Source organism: Arthrobacter sp. efr-133-TYG-118 (assembly GCF_030209755.1).
Lineage (GTDB): Bacteria > Actinomycetota > Actinomycetes > Actinomycetales > Micrococcaceae > Arthrobacter.
Genome location: NZ_JARVRH010000007.1, coordinates 80,760 through 95,350 on the forward strand (window position 1 = coordinate 80,760; position 14,591 = coordinate 95,350).

Consider the following 14,591-nt stretch of genomic DNA (forward strand, 5'->3'; position numbering starts at 1 on the left):
ACTCTGTCCGCCTCCATGAAATGTGGCTCCCTCTTTCGGGATGCTGTGCGCTCCATTGTCTGCTCGTTTGGCCACGCCCGGCAGGGCCGGAAGTCCCGCCGGCGAAGCTCTTGCAAGCGCCTAAAGTCACCAGGGATGGAACACAGACCGACTCGCGGATCCTAGGTAGTCGGCACTAGTCCGATGCAGGGCTTTGTGCCCTGTTCTGACAGGCTGACTGGGTCTAGCATGCCGGTGTCGAATAGTCTGCATGGAAGGGCTTGAATGATGTCCAGCTATCAGCCTCAGAATCTTCCCCGAGGTGGAGTTCCGCTTGATCTGCCTTACTATGGCGCCCCGCCGATCGAGGCCGTCAAACGATTCTGGAAGAAGTACGCAACTTTCCAAGGGCGGGCGAGCCGCAGTGAGTATTGGTGGTGGTTCCTCGCCTCAGCCATCGTGTCAGGGGTCATCAATGCGGCCGGTGCGACAGGGAGCGGCAACACGAGCACCTCGACGGCTCTTGGGGGCCTGTGGTTCCTGGCAACGATCGTGCCTTCGCTCGCCTTGGCTGCACGGCGCCTGCACGATGCGAATCTCAGTGCGCTCTTCTTGTTGCTCGCCTTGATCCCGGTGCTCGGATGGATCGCGCTGCTCGTGTTTGTGCTCCTGCCGGCCAATCCCGGGGGTCAGCGCTTCGACCGACTGGTACAGGCATATCCGCCGCCTTATCCGCCGAACCCGCCGCAGCCGTATCCGCCTCAGGCTTGAGGCTCAGGCAATCTCAGAGGAGGCTGGACTTCGGCTCGCGTGTGTTCCCACTCATCAAGGAGTCCCGGCAGCCGGGTCATGAGGAACCGGTAGAAGGCGCCCATCTCGTTCACCCTGGTCCTCGCCGCTGACCCCTCCGGGAGGCTTGAAGCAGTGGAGTCGGCGAGGTCTGCGAGGCGCTTGTACACGGGGTTCTGGCGTAGGGAGGCGACATACCACGCGTTGTCGGGGAGGGCGTAGCGGTCGCGTCGGCTGCCCGGTTGCGAGACCCGGTGCACGAAGCCGACGGTCTGCAGGTACCGCACGGCGCCGGAGACGGCTGCGGCGCTTGCGCCGAGCCTCTCGGAGAGCTCGGCCGCGGTCAGCCAGCCGTCGTCGGAGACCACAAGGGCCATGAGCGCGCGGGCAGGCATCTTGGGGAAGCCGGCGGCCGTGAGCACGGCCGCCGACGTCTCGGCGGCGTCGGGCATCCGGGCGGTGCCCGGGTCTGTCATGCTGTTCCCACCTCCCGACGGCGCACCGCCGCAAGCGCGAGCGCCGTGAGGACCGCGGCGATGGAGAGCATCCAGAAGCCGCCACTCCAGTCGGTCCCGGTGCTTGTGGTGACCGGGGTGTGGGTGAACGGCGAGAGGTCCCGGAGCTTCTGGTCAAGGCCGAGCATGCCGCCGTAGATTCCGAGGACGACGCCGATGCCCAGGAGCGCCCACCCTGCAGGGATCGTGGCACGGGGCCAGACGACGAACACTGCGGCGGGCAGGGCGAGGTATATGAGTGCGGCGGGGAGCTGGTCGACGGCGGTCTGCCACACGTCGCCGACGGCGCTTGAGGTGTCTCCGGACGCGACGAGGGAGAGCCACGCTCCGAGAGCCGTGAACGCCATAACGAGCACGACCGAGACGGCGCCGAGGCCGATGAAGCTCCCGAGCCAGCGCATCCGGCTCACCGACTCGGCCACGACGGGCTCGGCGGTTCCGGCCACCTCCTCCTGACGGAGGCGGAGGACGGCCTGGAGACCGCACGCTGCGGCAAGGATTCCGGCTACTTCGAACAGCGCCGCCACGAGGAGCTGGGTCATTGATGTGCCCTGTGCCTCGATCATGCCGCGGAGCACGGCCGTGATTTGGGGGTTGGAGGTGATCGAGGACTGTATCGCGGACCCGAGAGAGCCCGTGAGGAGTCCCGTCGCGAGGCCACCGATGCACCAGCCGATGATTGCGCCCTGCTGGAGGCGCAGCGCGAGCGAGAAGCTCCCGCGCAGCCAGGGCCTGGCGTCGGCGCGTCCGGATCGTCCGGCGAACACGCTCGCGCCGACGTCCCGGCGCGCCATGATAGCAACGACGATGGCGGTGCACGCGACCCCGAGCGCGAGTGGCAGGAGCAGCGGCCACCACCGGTTGCCCGTGTAGGCGAAAGTCTGCTGGCCCCAGCCGATGGGGGAGATCCAGCTCGGCCATGCGGCCGTCATGGTCGTCCCATCAGGACCGACCTGTCCGGTCGCGTCCCCGAAGCCGCGCAGCAGGTACCCGACCATCACGAGCGCCGAGGAGATGCCGTTGGCCCCGCGCGAGGTGCTGAAGAACTCGGAGGCCAACAGGCCCACGCCGAGGAAGGCGAAGCCCACCGCACCCGTCGCGAAGCCAGCTACGAGCGAGCCGGCCGGGTCAAGCCCTCCGGCCATGAAGCCGAGCGCTGTCGCGATGGATACGAGTATGTTGACCACGGCGCCGTGAAGCACTGTCGCCCCGAGCGGAGCCCAGCGCCCGGCGGCCGTCGCTGCGATCATCTCGCCCCGGCCCGACTCCTCTTCCGCCCGGGTGTGGCGGACGGCCAAGAACGTGTTCATGAGTCCGGCAAGGACGCCCAGGAACGCGAAGATCTCGAAGAAGGTGAACGAATCGAGTCCCGGACCGCGGGGGAGGCCGCGCAGCAAGAGGATCGCAGGCGCCGCAGTCGCGAGCTGCAGCACCTGGGCGCGCGTCGCGTCGTCGCCGAAGGTCTTCGCTATGGCCGCGACGGCGAACAACGCGAGCATTCCGATCGAGAGGACCCAAACAGTCACCTGCCAGCGGTCCCGGCGCAACCGCTGCCGGTAAAGGATCCACAGCGCGCCCATCTCAGGCTCCCGCCGGAGCGGCGCGGTGGCGCCGATGGTGGGTGCCGCCGTCGTCCTCTTCCTGACGGGCAGGCGGGGTGACTGTGTCGCCGTAGTGGCGCAGGAAGAGCTCTTCGAGCGACGGCGGCGCGACGAGCAGGCCTTTGACCCTGAGGCTGCCCAGAAGTGGCAGGACCTCGTGGACGCGATCGGAATCGGCGCCGAACTTGACGCGCCCGTCGGCCACGGTGAGGTCGTGGACCTGCGACAGCGTGTCCAGCGCGTGGGTGTCCACACTGTCCTGGGCGAACGAGATTTCCGTGCGGGTGAGGTGGCGCAGTGCGTCGAGCGTGCCGCCGTCAACGATCCGGCCGGCGCGGATGATGCTCACGCGGTCGGCGAGCTGTTCGACTTCGGAGAGGATATGGCTCGAGAGCAGTACTGTGACGCCGTTCTCGTGCGCGATCCGCCTTATCTCGCGCGTGAAGACGGCCTCCATGAGCGGGTCAAGGCCGCTGGTGGGCTCGTCAAGGAGATACAGCTCGGCGTCCATGACGAGGGCGGAGATGAGCGCCACCTTCTGGCGGTTTCCCTTTGAGTAGGCGCGGCCCTTCTTGCTCGGGTCGAAGTCGAAGAGTTCGCAGAGGTGATGCTTGCGCTCCTTGTAGGTGGCTTGGTCTACACCGCCGTCGCGGAGGCGGGAGAGCAAGTCGATAGCCTCGCCGCCCGAGAGATTGGGCCAGAGGCTCACGTCGCCCGGGATGCTCGCGACGCGGCGGTGGAGTTCGACGGCGTCCGCCCACGGATGCATGCCTAGGACCGTCGCGCTGCCCGACGACGCGCGGGCTAGACCGAGAAGGATACGCAGCGTGGTGGTCTTCCCTGCGCCGTTTGGCCCGAGGAAGCCGTGGATCTCACCCTCGTGGACCTCAAGGTCGAGGCCGTCGAGCGCCTTAACCCGCCCGAAGTTCTTGTGCAAGTCGACAGTCTGGATGACAGTGTCCATGACGACAAACATACGTAGTTTTCACAAATTTTTGAATGACCGAAAGGCCCTTGTGTACCAGCGCGGTTCGTGCTCATGCGTTCCGTATTTCTACACAGCTTCTATACAGGAAACGCTTAGCCGGGGCCAACTCTGGCAGTCCTAAAATTAACCCAGAGACGTCGGTCAAGCACCAGCAAAGGAGGCTGCCATGAACTCCAGGGAAAGCGGCCACAGGATCGCCCGTCAAGTGACATCGTGGGTGGGGGCCGCGAGCGCGGCGGGCGCCGTGGTAGTGGGAGTGGCAGTCTCGGCTCCAGCCGCGGCGGGCAATGCCTCTTCCGGTGACACGTCGTCCGGAAACACGTCTCCCGGCAATACGGGGCAGTCGACTTCTCCGAACTATGGCTCGCGCCACCACTACTCATCCACGTCGCCGGTGCAACCCCTCGGGCCGGGATCAACGGCCCCGCAGGGCCAAACGTCAGGATCCTGATGGTAACGGCGGCGCGACGCTGGGAGCTATGGAGCACCGAGGCAGGCGTCATCGTCACCGAACCATCGATGCTCGACCAAGCCGTCAGTCTAAGCAAAGCCGTATGCCACGATGTTGAGATGGCGTGCAGCCGTTTCCGCGATGATTCGGAGGTCATGATCCTCAGGAGTCAACTAGCCGGCGGCCGGGAGATCAGCGATGTGCTCGCGGCCATTGTCCGCAGCGCACTGGCTGCTGCGGAAATGACCGACGGGGATGTGGACCCGACGCTGGGGAGCGTGCTGCTTGGCCTCGGGTATGACCGCGATTTCGCTCTTCTCGATGTGCCCCACAGCCCGGGGCCGGAGGCACAAGGATCGATTGGTGTGACAACAGTGGCCGAGGCGTGGACCCGGATAGGACTCGCCGGAAACACCTTGAAAGTGCCCAAAAGCCTCTTGCTCGACTTTGGTGCAATCGGCAAAGCTTTGGCGGCCGACTGGGCCGCGCACCGGATTTCGTCAACACTTGGATGCGGTTCGATGGTGAGTCTTGGGGGCGACATTGCCACAGCGGGGAAGGCGCCCCCGGAGGGGTGGGTGGTGCTGGTCCAGGATTTGCCGGGCGATCCTTCCGGGTGCGTCCGTCTGAGCTCCGGCTACGCGTTGGCGACGTCGAGCACGCAGAAACGCCGGTGGAACCATTCCGGCCGGCAAGTCCAACACATCATCGACCCGCACACCGGATTGCCGGCGGAAGCCGTCTGGCGGACGGTCACGGTGGCGGCGAAGAGCTGCGTGGAGGCCAATACTATCTCTACGGCATGCGTGGTGCGTGGGCGCCGGGCGCCGTCGTGGTTGAGGGAACTAGGTGTGCCTGCCCGCCTGGTTGACAGTGCAGGCAGAGTATCCGCTTTCGGTAGCTGGCCTCCGGATGAGATGACGAGTCCATCATGAACTCGGTATTCGATCAGGCTCTTTGGGCGGTAGGCCGTGGGTCCGGTGTGGTGGCCATCGTGCTCCTGACCCTTTCCGTCCTGCTGGGAATTGGCGGCCGGTCCGGGCGGGCTGTCTTCGGGATGCCGCGTTTTGCCGTCACGCTGGTGCACCGCAATGTCTCACTCTTTTCGCTCCTGTTTGTCGTGGTCCATGTTGTGTCCTTATTCCTTGATCCGTTTGCCCAACTGAGGCTGGTCGATTTCTTCATTCCCTTCCTGGGCGCATTCAAGCCCTTCTGGCTCGGACTTGGGACGATAGCCTTCGATCTCCTTGTTGTCGTGACCATCACCGCTTTGCTGCGCAACAGGATCGGTCCCAGGATGTTCAAAGCCGTGCACTGGCTGGTCTACGCGATGTGGCCCGTGTCGGTGCTTCATGCCATAGGAAATGGCACCAACGGTCGTGAGCCCTGGTTCCTCGTCCTTGCGGTGTTCTGCGTGATGGCAGTTGGAGGAGCCATAGCGTGGAGGCTGCACGAGGACTTTGTCGAATATCGGAACGTGCGCCGCCAGGAAACCCGTTGACAACGGATCAGAGCACCGTCAGCATCCGGGACCATGTTGCCGGTCCAGCCGGTACAACGCGATTGTTCGCCGCGGGTTCAGCTGATTTCGGCAGCCACCAGGCAGCCTTTGGTCCGCTCCCGGCAATGGACCGGGCGCGGCTGATTGACGAACTGTTGCAGTCCGGGCTCGATGGTCGCGGCGGGGCTGGATTTGCGGCCTGGCAAAAGTTGGCGTCGGTCCCCGCGGATGGACGGCGGCCGGTCGTCGTCGCCAATGGTGCAGAAGGTGAACCGCTGAGCCAGAAGGACGCCGCCCTGCTGCACAACGCCCCCCATTTGGTGATCGACGGCATCCTGATCGCCGGCCGGAGCCTTGGCGCCAAGGAGCTGCACTTGTTTGCCGGCGCGGAGCAGCTAGCTCCCGTCGCCCGCGCCCTCAAGGAGCGCGGGGAGGTGCGCATACGCCTGCACGAAGCGCCCGATACGTTTATCTCGGGAGAAGCAACGGCAGTGGTCAGCGCTATTTCCGGCAGCTTGGCTGTTCCGGGGGACCGAACAAAGCGGTTGACCAACAGCGGCCTGAATGGGCGGCCGACGCTGGTGCACAACGTGGAGACACTGGCTCACCTGGCACTGATCTCCCGCTTCGGTCCTGCCTGGTTCCGCAGCGTTGGAACCGGTTCCTCGCCAGGGTCCAGGCTCATCACCCTGTCCGGGAACACGGCCGGACCAAGGGTCTACGAGATCCCGACCGGTGTGCGCCTGACGGAGATCCTCGTGAGTACCGGCGTCGATCTGCATTCTGTCCGGGCAGCCCTCGTGGGTGGATACCACGGCACGTGGCTCGCCGTGGACCAGCTCGATGCACGGTTCTCAAAGGAAGGGTTGGCCCCGGTGGGTGCCCGGACCGGTGCTGGAATCATTATGACGCTGGGGTCCGGGTCCTGTGGCCTCGCAGCTACTGCGGACATTCTGGCCTACCTGGCGGGCCAGTCAGCGCGCCAGTGTGGTCCCTGCATCAATGGCCTACCTGCCATCGCGAGCGTGTTTGCGCGTCTGGCTTACGGAGACACCAACGGGAAACTTCCACAGGAGATCAGCCGGCTCGCCGCGTTGGTAACCGGCCGGGGTAGCTGCGCCCATCCGGACGGGACAGCCCGGCTTGCCCTCAGCGCCCTGGCGGCTTTTGCCTCCGACGTCGACGCACACCTGCGAGGGCGATGCGAGGTGCTGCGATGACCGAGCGAAAGGTGACAATGCACATCGACTGGACCCGTTGCGACGGCCGGGGTCTTTGTGTCGAACTGCTTCCAGAGCTGCTCACTCGCGATGATTGGGGCTACCCGGTGGGCCGTGGTGGGTCCGAGATCGCGATCCCTCAGAACCTCGAATACGCCGCACAGGACGCGGCAGCGCTTTGCCCTACGCAGGCGCTTAGACTGCACAAATGACGCCGTTGGCCCCAGCTCCGACGCCTATACTCCGACTATGAATGAGATGAAGCCGCGCGTTCTTTTGGTCGAGGACGACGCGCAGCTTCGCGCGATGCTGGAAGAGTTGCTGCTTGGCGAAGGCTACGAAGTGTCCAGCGCCCCGGACGGACAAAAGGGCCTCCACCTTGCCCTGACCGAGGAATTCGACGTCCTGGTTCTGGACCGGGGCCTTCCGGTTATGGACGGGTTGAACCTGTTGACGAAACTGCGCAGGGAAGGCGTCGAGACTGCAGCCCTCATTCTCTCCGCATTGGGCAATCCTGCAGACAGGGTCGAGGGGCTCGACGCCGGTGCGGAGGACTACCTGTCGAAGCCGTTCGACGTCGAGGAACTTCTGGCCCGGCTGCGTGCCTTACGACGCCGGCATATCGCCACCGCGACGACCCTGCGGATCAGCGGTGGTCATTTTGACCTCGAAGCGCGCAGCGTGACCCGCTCTGATGGTTCCGTCGTGGTGCTGTCCGAACGGGAAAGCGCCCTTCTGGAGGAACTGGCACGCTGGCCGAACCGGGTATTCGGGCGTGGCGAGATCCTTGAATACGTCTTCCCGAACGCCGAGGAGGCAGGGGTGGTCGATACGTATGTCCATTACCTCCGGCGGAAGCTGGGACGGGGGAGCGTGCGGACGGTTCATGGCGTCGGCTACAGGATCGGCACGCTCGCATGAACGGCCAAGCCGAGGACGAACTGCAGCGTTCCTCTTGGCGACTGGCCCTGCAGACCGGAGCTTTGTTGGTGCTGCTTTTGGTGGCGATTGCCGGATCGGTGCTGTTGATTGTCAGCACGAGCCAGGCCAGCGCAGCCCAACGCCTCCTGACCACCGCCACCGAGCACGTGGACTCGATCGTGGACGCCCCCGCCGGAACCTGGCTCGCGATCTCCAACCAAGGCACTTTGACGGTGTCCCCCGGGATGCCCTCCGGGCTGCCGGACCTCAAGGCCATCGAGGCGGTCGCCGCCAGCGGAGTCGCCGCCCAGGAGGACGTTTCCATAGCTGGCCGCCCGTACACCGTCCGGACCGCCGATTCCGGAAGCCGGGTAGTCCAAGCAGTGTTCGATCGCCACGAGAATCTGGAGGAATTGAATCGGCTGGGCCTGGCCCTGTTGTTGACTTGCGGCGGAGCGGTGGTGTTGGCGAGCCTTCTGGCGGTGTGGTTGGCCCGGCGAGCCATGCGCCCCATGGCCGAGGCCCTCGACCGGCAGCGGCGATTCGTCGCAGATGCAAGCCACGAACTGCGCACGCCGCTGACCCTGCTGAGTATGCGGGCGCAAATGCTGCGGCGTCGCGTGGCATCTTTTCCAGCGCACGAGCCGCCGGGAAACATTGACGCGGAAGTGGACGCCATGATCGAAGATTCGCGCTCGCTGACTCGATTGCTCGAAGACCTGCTCATTTCGGCGGATTCGCGGCAGGTCGAGCTCACGGACGTCGACGTCGTGGCATTGGCGGACGACGTCGTCGAATCGTTTTCGGTTTCTGCCGCGCGCCGCGGGATCACGGTTGAACGAAGCGGAATCGACGGCCCGATGGGGATCACTGCCACGCCGACGGCGCTGCGCCGGCTTTTCGTGGCGTTGCTGGACAACGCAGTCCGCTTCGCCCGGTCACGCGTGGAGGTGGGCGTTTCCAAAGACCCGAGGACCCTTGTCATCACGGTCAGCGACGACGGCCCCGGATTTTCCGACCACGTCAAGCCTCGGGCCTTCGAAAGGTTCGCAACTGCAGCTCCTGCCGGCGTTGCACCGGAGGACGGTACCGGGCCGCGCCACTACGGTCTCGGGCTAGCGCTTGTGGCTGAAGTGGCCGCCCAGCACGGAGGCCGGGTGGAAATCGGGACACAAGCCGCGGGAGCAGTCATCATTGTGCGCCTGCCGATGATCCGAGGAAAGCGCGGGAACTCTCCAGCAGCCGGTTCCTGGTTACGCGCCTTTGTTTCCAGGGTTCGAAGAATGTTCTAAGAACCCGAACCTAGCATTGCGAGCATGAGCAGACCATGGGGCGCCCGCGGAGGTAGCAGATGACGGCCCGGGCCGGAGCGACGGACCGGACGGCCACCCACCGGCGGATGCCACAACGGGCGCGTTATCTGCGGCGGGCACGCCTGGCGGACTTCTTGGAAACCATCGTCTGGTTGTCGGTCGCCCTCGTACTGGCCCTGTTCCTGGCGGACAGCGGACTGGTGGAGTTCAAGAACGTCCCGGGCGCCCTTACCGCCGTCGGCATCATTGCGGGGCTCGTAGGAACCGACCTGATGCTGATCCAACTCCTCCTTGCGGCGCGGCTCCCGGTCATTGACCGGGCCTTTGGCCACGACCGGGCCTTGTTGGTCCACCAGCGCTTGGGCAAGCCCGTCTTCTACCTCATTTCCGCACATGTGCTGCTGCTCTGGGTCGGCTACGCGCTGACGTCGCGATTGAACGTGTTTGCGGAAATATGGGACATGTTCATCTCGCTGCCTGACATGAAAGTCGCCTACCTGGGGTATGCGCTGTTAGCCATCGTCGTGATCACCTCACTGGTACTTGTCCGGCGGAAGTTTTCCTACGAGGCATGGCATGTTGTCCACTTCCTTGCATATGGCGCCGTTCTTGCCGCCCTGCCGCACCAGTTCAGCACCGGGCAATTGTTCGCGGACGGAACCTGGGCGCGTTACTACTGGCTCACGCTCTACCTCGGGGTGGCGGCAGCTCTGCTGGTCTATCGGTTCATCATTCCCGTGTTGCGGACTCTGCGCCACGACCTTCGGGTCAGCAACATCGTCACCGAGGCGCCGGGTGTGTACTCCATCGAGATGACCGGACGATCGCTTGCGGACCTTCGGGTCCGCGGCGGCCAATTCTTCATCTGGCGCTTCTGGTCACGCGGGCTCTGGTGGCACGCCCATCCCTTCTCGCTCTCGGCGGCCCCTGGGGTCCTTCGCCTCAAAGTCACCGTTCGTGAGCTGGGAGGCGGAACCGCCGAATTGAGTGCGCTCCCGATCGGCACCAGGGTAAGCATCGAAGGACCCTACGGACTCTTTACAGACCGGGCCCGGACCACCCGGCGGGCAGTTGCCGTCGCGGCCGGCATCGGAATCACGCCCATCATCTCCTTGCTGGAGCAGGGCGACTTTGCTCCCGGCGAGATGACGGTGATCGTCAGGGCGCCGGACGAGAAGGGTCTGTACCTCTACCGCGAGCTGCAGAAACTGTGTGTCAAGAAATCTGCAACGCTCTACGTCCTGTTGGGGCGTCGGCCGAAAAGGGGCCACGACAGCTGGCTTCCGGCCCGCGAGGCCAGCCACCGCATGAGCCTGTCCACGATCGTCCCCCATGTCCGGGACGCCGACGTGTTCGTGTGCGGGCCGAGCGACTGGACAGACCTGGTGGTTGAGGACGCAAGACGCGCGGGCGTGCCCCGGTTCCGCATCCACTACGAAAGGTTCAGCTGGTGAGGGCCCGTAGCGCCGTACTGGCCGGCCTCGCTTCCGCCGCGGTCCTCCTGATCGGGTGGCATGCCGGAAACCAAGCTGATTCCGCATCCAGCCGCACCACAACGAAGGCGGCCAATCCGCCGTCGGGCACCGGAACGACTTCCGGACCGGGCAGCCCGACGGCGGCTGGCACCAGCCCCGGTCCAGTGGCTCCGGCCGCTGCGGGCACCAAAGACGGAACCTTCGACGGCAGCCAGATCCAGACCCGGTACGGCACAGTGCAGGTCCAGGCCGTGATATCCGGCGGCAAGATCACCGACGTCGTGCCGCTGCAGCTGACCGATGTCGGGTCCCTGTCCAGCGAAATCGACCGGCAGGCCGTGCCGATGCTCAAATCAGAGGTGCTATCGAGCCAATCAGCCAACGTCGACACGGTGGGAGGTGCAACCTACACGAGCCAGGGCTACCTCAACTCGTTGCAGGCCGCGCTCGACGCGGCGAACTTCAAGTGACCGCAGGCGGGACTAGCGGTGCTTGTAGTAGTCCCTCCAGATCAGCCGGTGAACGGGGATGCGGCGGGGCAACGACCTGAGCCCGGGAATGAAGGGGACCAACGTCAGGAGCAGCGTCAGGATCACCATGGAAAACACAACCAGGACGTCGGCGTTCGGCGATGATTTGAACGGTTCCACTTGGTAAAGCGCCGAGAAGAGCCAGAGCCAGGATTGGCCGGGGTAGTTCCCCGTTTCATTCATCATTCCCCACTGGTCGCCTGTCAGATGCTGGGCGTCGGCGAGGCCTGGGAAGTAGCTGCCGTCGCCGAGGAACAGAATGCTGGCTTTGTAATCGGTGTTGTAGAACGAACCCTTTGCGCTCAGGACCGGATCAAGGGTCCCTTGCTGGGCCATGGCCAGAAGGGCTCCGGTGAGGGCCGGTACCGGGCCGTAGTCGCCGGGCGGAACCTTCGCCGGGTCGTTGTCCGGTGCTTTGCCGAGTGCGTCCGCGTACGCGGTGGTCCAGGCGGCGTGTTGCGCGTCGCTTGCCTTGGTCCATTCGTCGATCGCGGCCGGGGCTGTTGGCAGGGTTTGGAGCGGACTGATGACGAAGTCGGTGGCGGTATCGATCGGGAGCCGTACGCCGGAAAGGCTTTGCAGGTCGATCGGGCCGAGTTTTTGCGAGGCATCGGGCGTCGAATTGTAGGGAGGTCCATACCCTGCGGTGCCGCTGGTACCGCCGAGTTCCGCCGTCGCTGTTGCTACGAAGTCCGCGGGCTGGGCCTGGGCCCAGGATTTGAGGGTCACACTCGGGTCGTCCGGCGAGCTGAAGACTGCGGAGAGCCCGAGAACAAGCAGGCCGACAACGACCACTCCAACAACGAGCTCCTTGAACAGGTCGTATTCACGCAACGTGCCGCCCCACGGCCTGCTGGCGATGTCGTCCCGAGTGCGCCACGACGTTGACACGGGGGACTTGGTCATTTCCGGTGCTCGCTCTCGGTGGCCGGGTTTGGTGTCGCTGAGCTCAGCTGGGCGTCGGATGCCGCAGCTTCCAACGGCGGCACTACGCCGTGCATCCGTACGAGCACGACATGAAGGGCGACGACGACGGCGACAGCAAGGGGAAGGAGCGTGATGTGCCACATGAGTATCTGGCCTAGATCGGCCACGTTGAACCAGGCGCCTATACCGACGGCGTTGAGGGCGTCTTTGGCTTGGAAGGCAATCCACTGCGAATCGAAATTTGTTTGAAGCAGGTATCCGGTGAACGCCGTGACGATCGAGACGACAAACGCGAGCATCCCTGTGATCCAGGTCAGTACGCGCCCGCCTCGCCAGGCTGCCATCCAGAACTTGCCCCACAGGTGGATCACCATGAACATGAAGAACAGTTCAACGCTCCACAAATGGGTGCTGTTGATGAAACGGCCAAGACTGGAGACATGGAACCAGGTGGGACCATTCAGTGCCAGTACGATGCCGGATCCAATGATGTAGACGAGGGCGGCAACAGCGCCCATGCCGAAAACGTAAATCCAGGACGATACGTAGCTCGGTTGGCCTTCCGGAAGCAACTTGTCCGGCGGGAGCCGGCGCAGGGCCCACCCCCGGGCTTTTCCTGTCCAAGTGGAAAAGCGTGGCTCGCCGCCGTCGGCGGTTGAAACAGGCTCATGGTCAACGGTCATTTCCGGCTCCTTCGGCCCGGAAACGGAATGACCAAAGCGAGAATGAATAGAACGACCATAGTGGCAATGACCACAAGATTGCCGAATTGGATCAGGAAGTCACCCCACTGGAAATAGATTCCGGGATCCGGCATTCCGGCATCCGTCTGTTGAATCCCGAGCATCATGGCCTCTTTCGATGAAGGGCGAACCTTGGGTGGGAAGCCTTCCGTAAGAACGACGCTACAAGCTTGTTGGCCAACAGACACGGGTCCAAGGGCCCTATTGGATGACGCGGGTCGCATGCATGCTGGAATCGATTGGATTGCGACCATCGAAAGGACCAACCATGTCACCGGATACCGCAAACCCCGTAGAAGTCCTGAACGAGGAAGAATGCTGGAACATCCTTTTGGGCGCGACGTTGGGACGGTTGGCACTGAGCATTGCCAACGAACCCGAGATCTATCCGATCAACTTCGTCGCCCACGACGGAAAAATCCTCCTGAGGACAAATCCCGGAGAGAAGCTGTTCGCGCTCACGATCAACAACAAAGTTGCGTTGGAGACCGACGGGGTCGGCAGCCAATCCGTCTGGAGCGTCGTGGTTAAAGGCAAGGCACGGCAGCTGGAGTCCGGTGCCGAGATTGAAGCCGCCGAAAAGATTCCCCGCCAACAATTGACCTCTACAAAGAAGCGGGTTTTCGTTGAGATCGTCCCGACGTCCATCACCGGGAGGCGCATTCACCGGGGACTGGAAAACGACGAGCTGGCTCCTAGCGACTTGTACTGAACATCTCTGTTCCACGGGGGCCCGGCTTGGGCAGACGCGCCAGCAGGACCGGGCAGGTGGCGTGATGAAGCACAGCGTGGGCGGCCGAACCGATGGTGCCCCGAACGAGTCCGTGTCCCTGGGTCCCGACGACGATGATGGAGGCGTCTTGGGCCTCCGCCAAAATTGAGCCAGGGATTGACGTGCCGATCAGCGATCTTATTTGGAGATCGAGGTCCGGAATTGTTTCGTGGGCGCTCCGCGCCGCGGAATCGAGAAGCGCCTGGACACGGGGTTCCACCGGGGCTTGAGTCAAGGTGCCCGCTTCAGAGATGGGGCGCGGAATCCAGTGTTTCTTCTCGACGTGCACCAATCGAAGGCCTGTGCCGGCCAACGCGGCCAGATTGCAGGCATGCCGAAGCGGTAGCTCCCAATCGTCGAAGTCGACGCCGACTACAACTGGACCGCCCGGATGTTCTCCGGCACGGATGACAGCGACCGGGCAATCGGCCGTTGCCGCGAGTTCCAAGCTGACGGAGCCGATCAGCAGTCCCATGAAACCCCCCGCGCCCCTGGTTCCGACGACCAGCAGTGTGGCGCCGGAAGAGAGTGTCCTGAGGTGTTCGGCCGGCCACCCATAGAACAGTGTCGTCTTGACAGCCAATCCAGGAACCACATCGTGGACCCGCGCCACGCCCTCGGCCAGAATGTCCTCGGCCGCGCGTCGCAACCCGCTGCCTTCGACGCCCGGCACGGGACCCAGGTCGCCGGTGATTGCCGGCCACAGGGTGCTGTGAACGAGCTGCAGCCCACACTTGCGCAAAACCGCTTGGCGGGCAGCCCAATGGACAGCGGGGACAGCTTCGGCGGATCCGTCGAAGCCAACGATGATTTCTTCCGCGGTGTCCATGCTCTCCTTACCCGTGAGAATGCTTGAATGTGGCGTG

17 protein-coding genes are annotated in these 14,591 nt (G+C 64.1%); 11 read left to right on the forward strand and 6 right to left on the reverse strand.

From position 1 onward, the window contains the following. Positions 1-264 precede the first annotated feature (264 nt). Positions 265-750, forward strand: coding sequence for a DUF805 domain-containing protein (locus QRN59_RS06410; RefSeq protein WP_502871032.1), 486 nt, complete (start codon positions 265-267; stop codon positions 748-750). Here QRN59_RS06410 and QRN59_RS06415 read toward each other — a convergent pair. The 3 genes from QRN59_RS06415 to QRN59_RS06425 are packed head-to-tail and all read right to left on the reverse strand — an operon-like array spanning position 741 to position 3,848. Then, the gene (locus tag QRN59_RS06415) at positions 741-1,244 is read right to left on the reverse strand and encodes a GbsR/MarR family transcriptional regulator (protein WP_284981668.1); all 504 of its coding nucleotides are present in this window, start codon (positions 1,242-1,244) and stop codon (positions 741-743) included. The two genes, QRN59_RS06410 and QRN59_RS06415, sit on opposite strands and share 10 nt — an antisense overlap. Then, positions 1,241-2,863: an ABC transporter permease gene (locus tag QRN59_RS06420; protein ID WP_284981669.1), complete on the reverse strand. Its 1,623-nt coding sequence runs from the start codon at positions 2,861-2,863 to the stop codon at positions 1,241-1,243. Before QRN59_RS06420 ends, QRN59_RS06415 begins: the two co-directional genes overlap by 4 nt. 1 nt (position 2,864) lies before the next feature. Further along, positions 2,865-3,848: an ABC transporter ATP-binding protein gene (locus QRN59_RS06425; protein WP_284981670.1), complete on the reverse strand. Its 984-nt coding sequence runs from the start codon at positions 3,846-3,848 to the stop codon at positions 2,865-2,867. Positions 3,849-4,038: 190 nt separating this feature from the next. On the opposite strand from QRN59_RS06425, the gene QRN59_RS06430 reads away from it, so the two are divergent. The 9 genes from QRN59_RS06430 to QRN59_RS06470 are packed head-to-tail and all read left to right on the forward strand — an operon-like array spanning position 4,039 to position 11,223. Next, positions 4,039-4,323, forward strand: a complete 285-nt coding sequence (locus QRN59_RS06430; protein WP_284981671.1) for a hypothetical protein — start codon at positions 4,039-4,041, stop codon at positions 4,321-4,323. Then, a complete protein-coding gene (locus QRN59_RS06435; RefSeq protein ID WP_284981672.1) occupies positions 4,323-5,258 on the forward strand; it encodes an FAD:protein FMN transferase in 936 nt (311 codons plus the stop codon). Before QRN59_RS06430 ends, QRN59_RS06435 begins: the two co-directional genes overlap by 1 nt. Next, complete coding sequence (locus QRN59_RS06440) at positions 5,255-5,824, forward strand: ferric reductase-like transmembrane domain-containing protein (RefSeq protein ID WP_284981673.1); 570 nt, start codon at positions 5,255-5,257, stop codon at positions 5,822-5,824. The genes QRN59_RS06435 and QRN59_RS06440 overlap by 4 nt, the downstream gene beginning before the upstream one ends. Next, entirely contained in the window at positions 5,821-7,044 is a 1,224-nt protein-coding gene (locus tag QRN59_RS06445; protein WP_284981674.1) for an NADH-ubiquinone oxidoreductase-F iron-sulfur binding region domain-containing protein, read from the forward strand. Before QRN59_RS06440 ends, QRN59_RS06445 begins: the two co-directional genes overlap by 4 nt. Next, positions 7,041-7,256 (forward strand): ferredoxin, encoded by a 216-nt coding sequence (locus tag QRN59_RS06450; RefSeq protein ID WP_284981675.1) that lies wholly within the window; start codon positions 7,041-7,043, stop codon positions 7,254-7,256. Before QRN59_RS06445 ends, QRN59_RS06450 begins: the two co-directional genes overlap by 4 nt. A gap of 37 nt (positions 7,257-7,293) precedes the next feature. Beyond that, positions 7,294-7,965 carry a response regulator transcription factor gene (locus QRN59_RS06455; protein ID WP_284981676.1) on the forward strand — a complete coding sequence of 224 codons (672 nt, stop codon included), beginning with the start codon at positions 7,294-7,296 and terminating at the stop codon, positions 7,963-7,965. Beyond that, entirely contained in the window at positions 7,962-9,257 is a 1,296-nt protein-coding gene (locus QRN59_RS06460; RefSeq protein ID WP_284981677.1) for a sensor histidine kinase, read from the forward strand. Before QRN59_RS06455 ends, QRN59_RS06460 begins: the two co-directional genes overlap by 4 nt. Before the next feature lie 59 nt (positions 9,258-9,316). Next, a complete protein-coding gene (locus QRN59_RS06465; RefSeq protein WP_284981678.1) occupies positions 9,317-10,732 on the forward strand; it encodes a ferredoxin reductase family protein in 1,416 nt (471 codons plus the stop codon). Then, complete coding sequence (locus tag QRN59_RS06470; protein WP_284981679.1) at positions 10,729-11,223, forward strand: FMN-binding protein; 495 nt, start codon at positions 10,729-10,731, stop codon at positions 11,221-11,223. Before QRN59_RS06465 ends, QRN59_RS06470 begins: the two co-directional genes overlap by 4 nt. 12 nt (positions 11,224-11,235) lie before the next feature. Here QRN59_RS06470 and QRN59_RS06475 read toward each other — a convergent pair whose 3' ends face one another. Then, a complete protein-coding gene (locus QRN59_RS06475; protein WP_284981680.1) occupies positions 11,236-12,189 on the reverse strand; it encodes a hypothetical protein in 954 nt (317 codons plus the stop codon). After that, the gene (locus QRN59_RS06480) at positions 12,186-12,893 is read right to left on the reverse strand and encodes a cytochrome b N-terminal domain-containing protein (protein WP_284981681.1); all 708 of its coding nucleotides are present in this window, start codon (positions 12,891-12,893) and stop codon (positions 12,186-12,188) included. Before QRN59_RS06480 ends, QRN59_RS06475 begins: the two co-directional genes overlap by 4 nt. A 328-nt stretch (positions 12,894-13,221) precedes the next feature. Here QRN59_RS06480 and QRN59_RS06485 point away from each other — a divergent pair, with 328 nt between their 5' ends. Further along, a complete protein-coding gene (locus QRN59_RS06485) occupies positions 13,222-13,665 on the forward strand; it encodes a pyridoxamine 5'-phosphate oxidase family protein (RefSeq protein ID WP_284981682.1) in 444 nt (147 codons plus the stop codon). On the opposite strand, the gene QRN59_RS06490 is transcribed toward QRN59_RS06485, so the two are convergent. Further along, a complete protein-coding gene (locus QRN59_RS06490) occupies positions 13,649-14,554 on the reverse strand; it encodes a universal stress protein (protein ID WP_284981683.1) in 906 nt (301 codons plus the stop codon). The genes QRN59_RS06485 and QRN59_RS06490 overlap by 17 nt on opposite strands. Between the last annotated feature and the right edge of the window lie 37 nt (positions 14,555-14,591).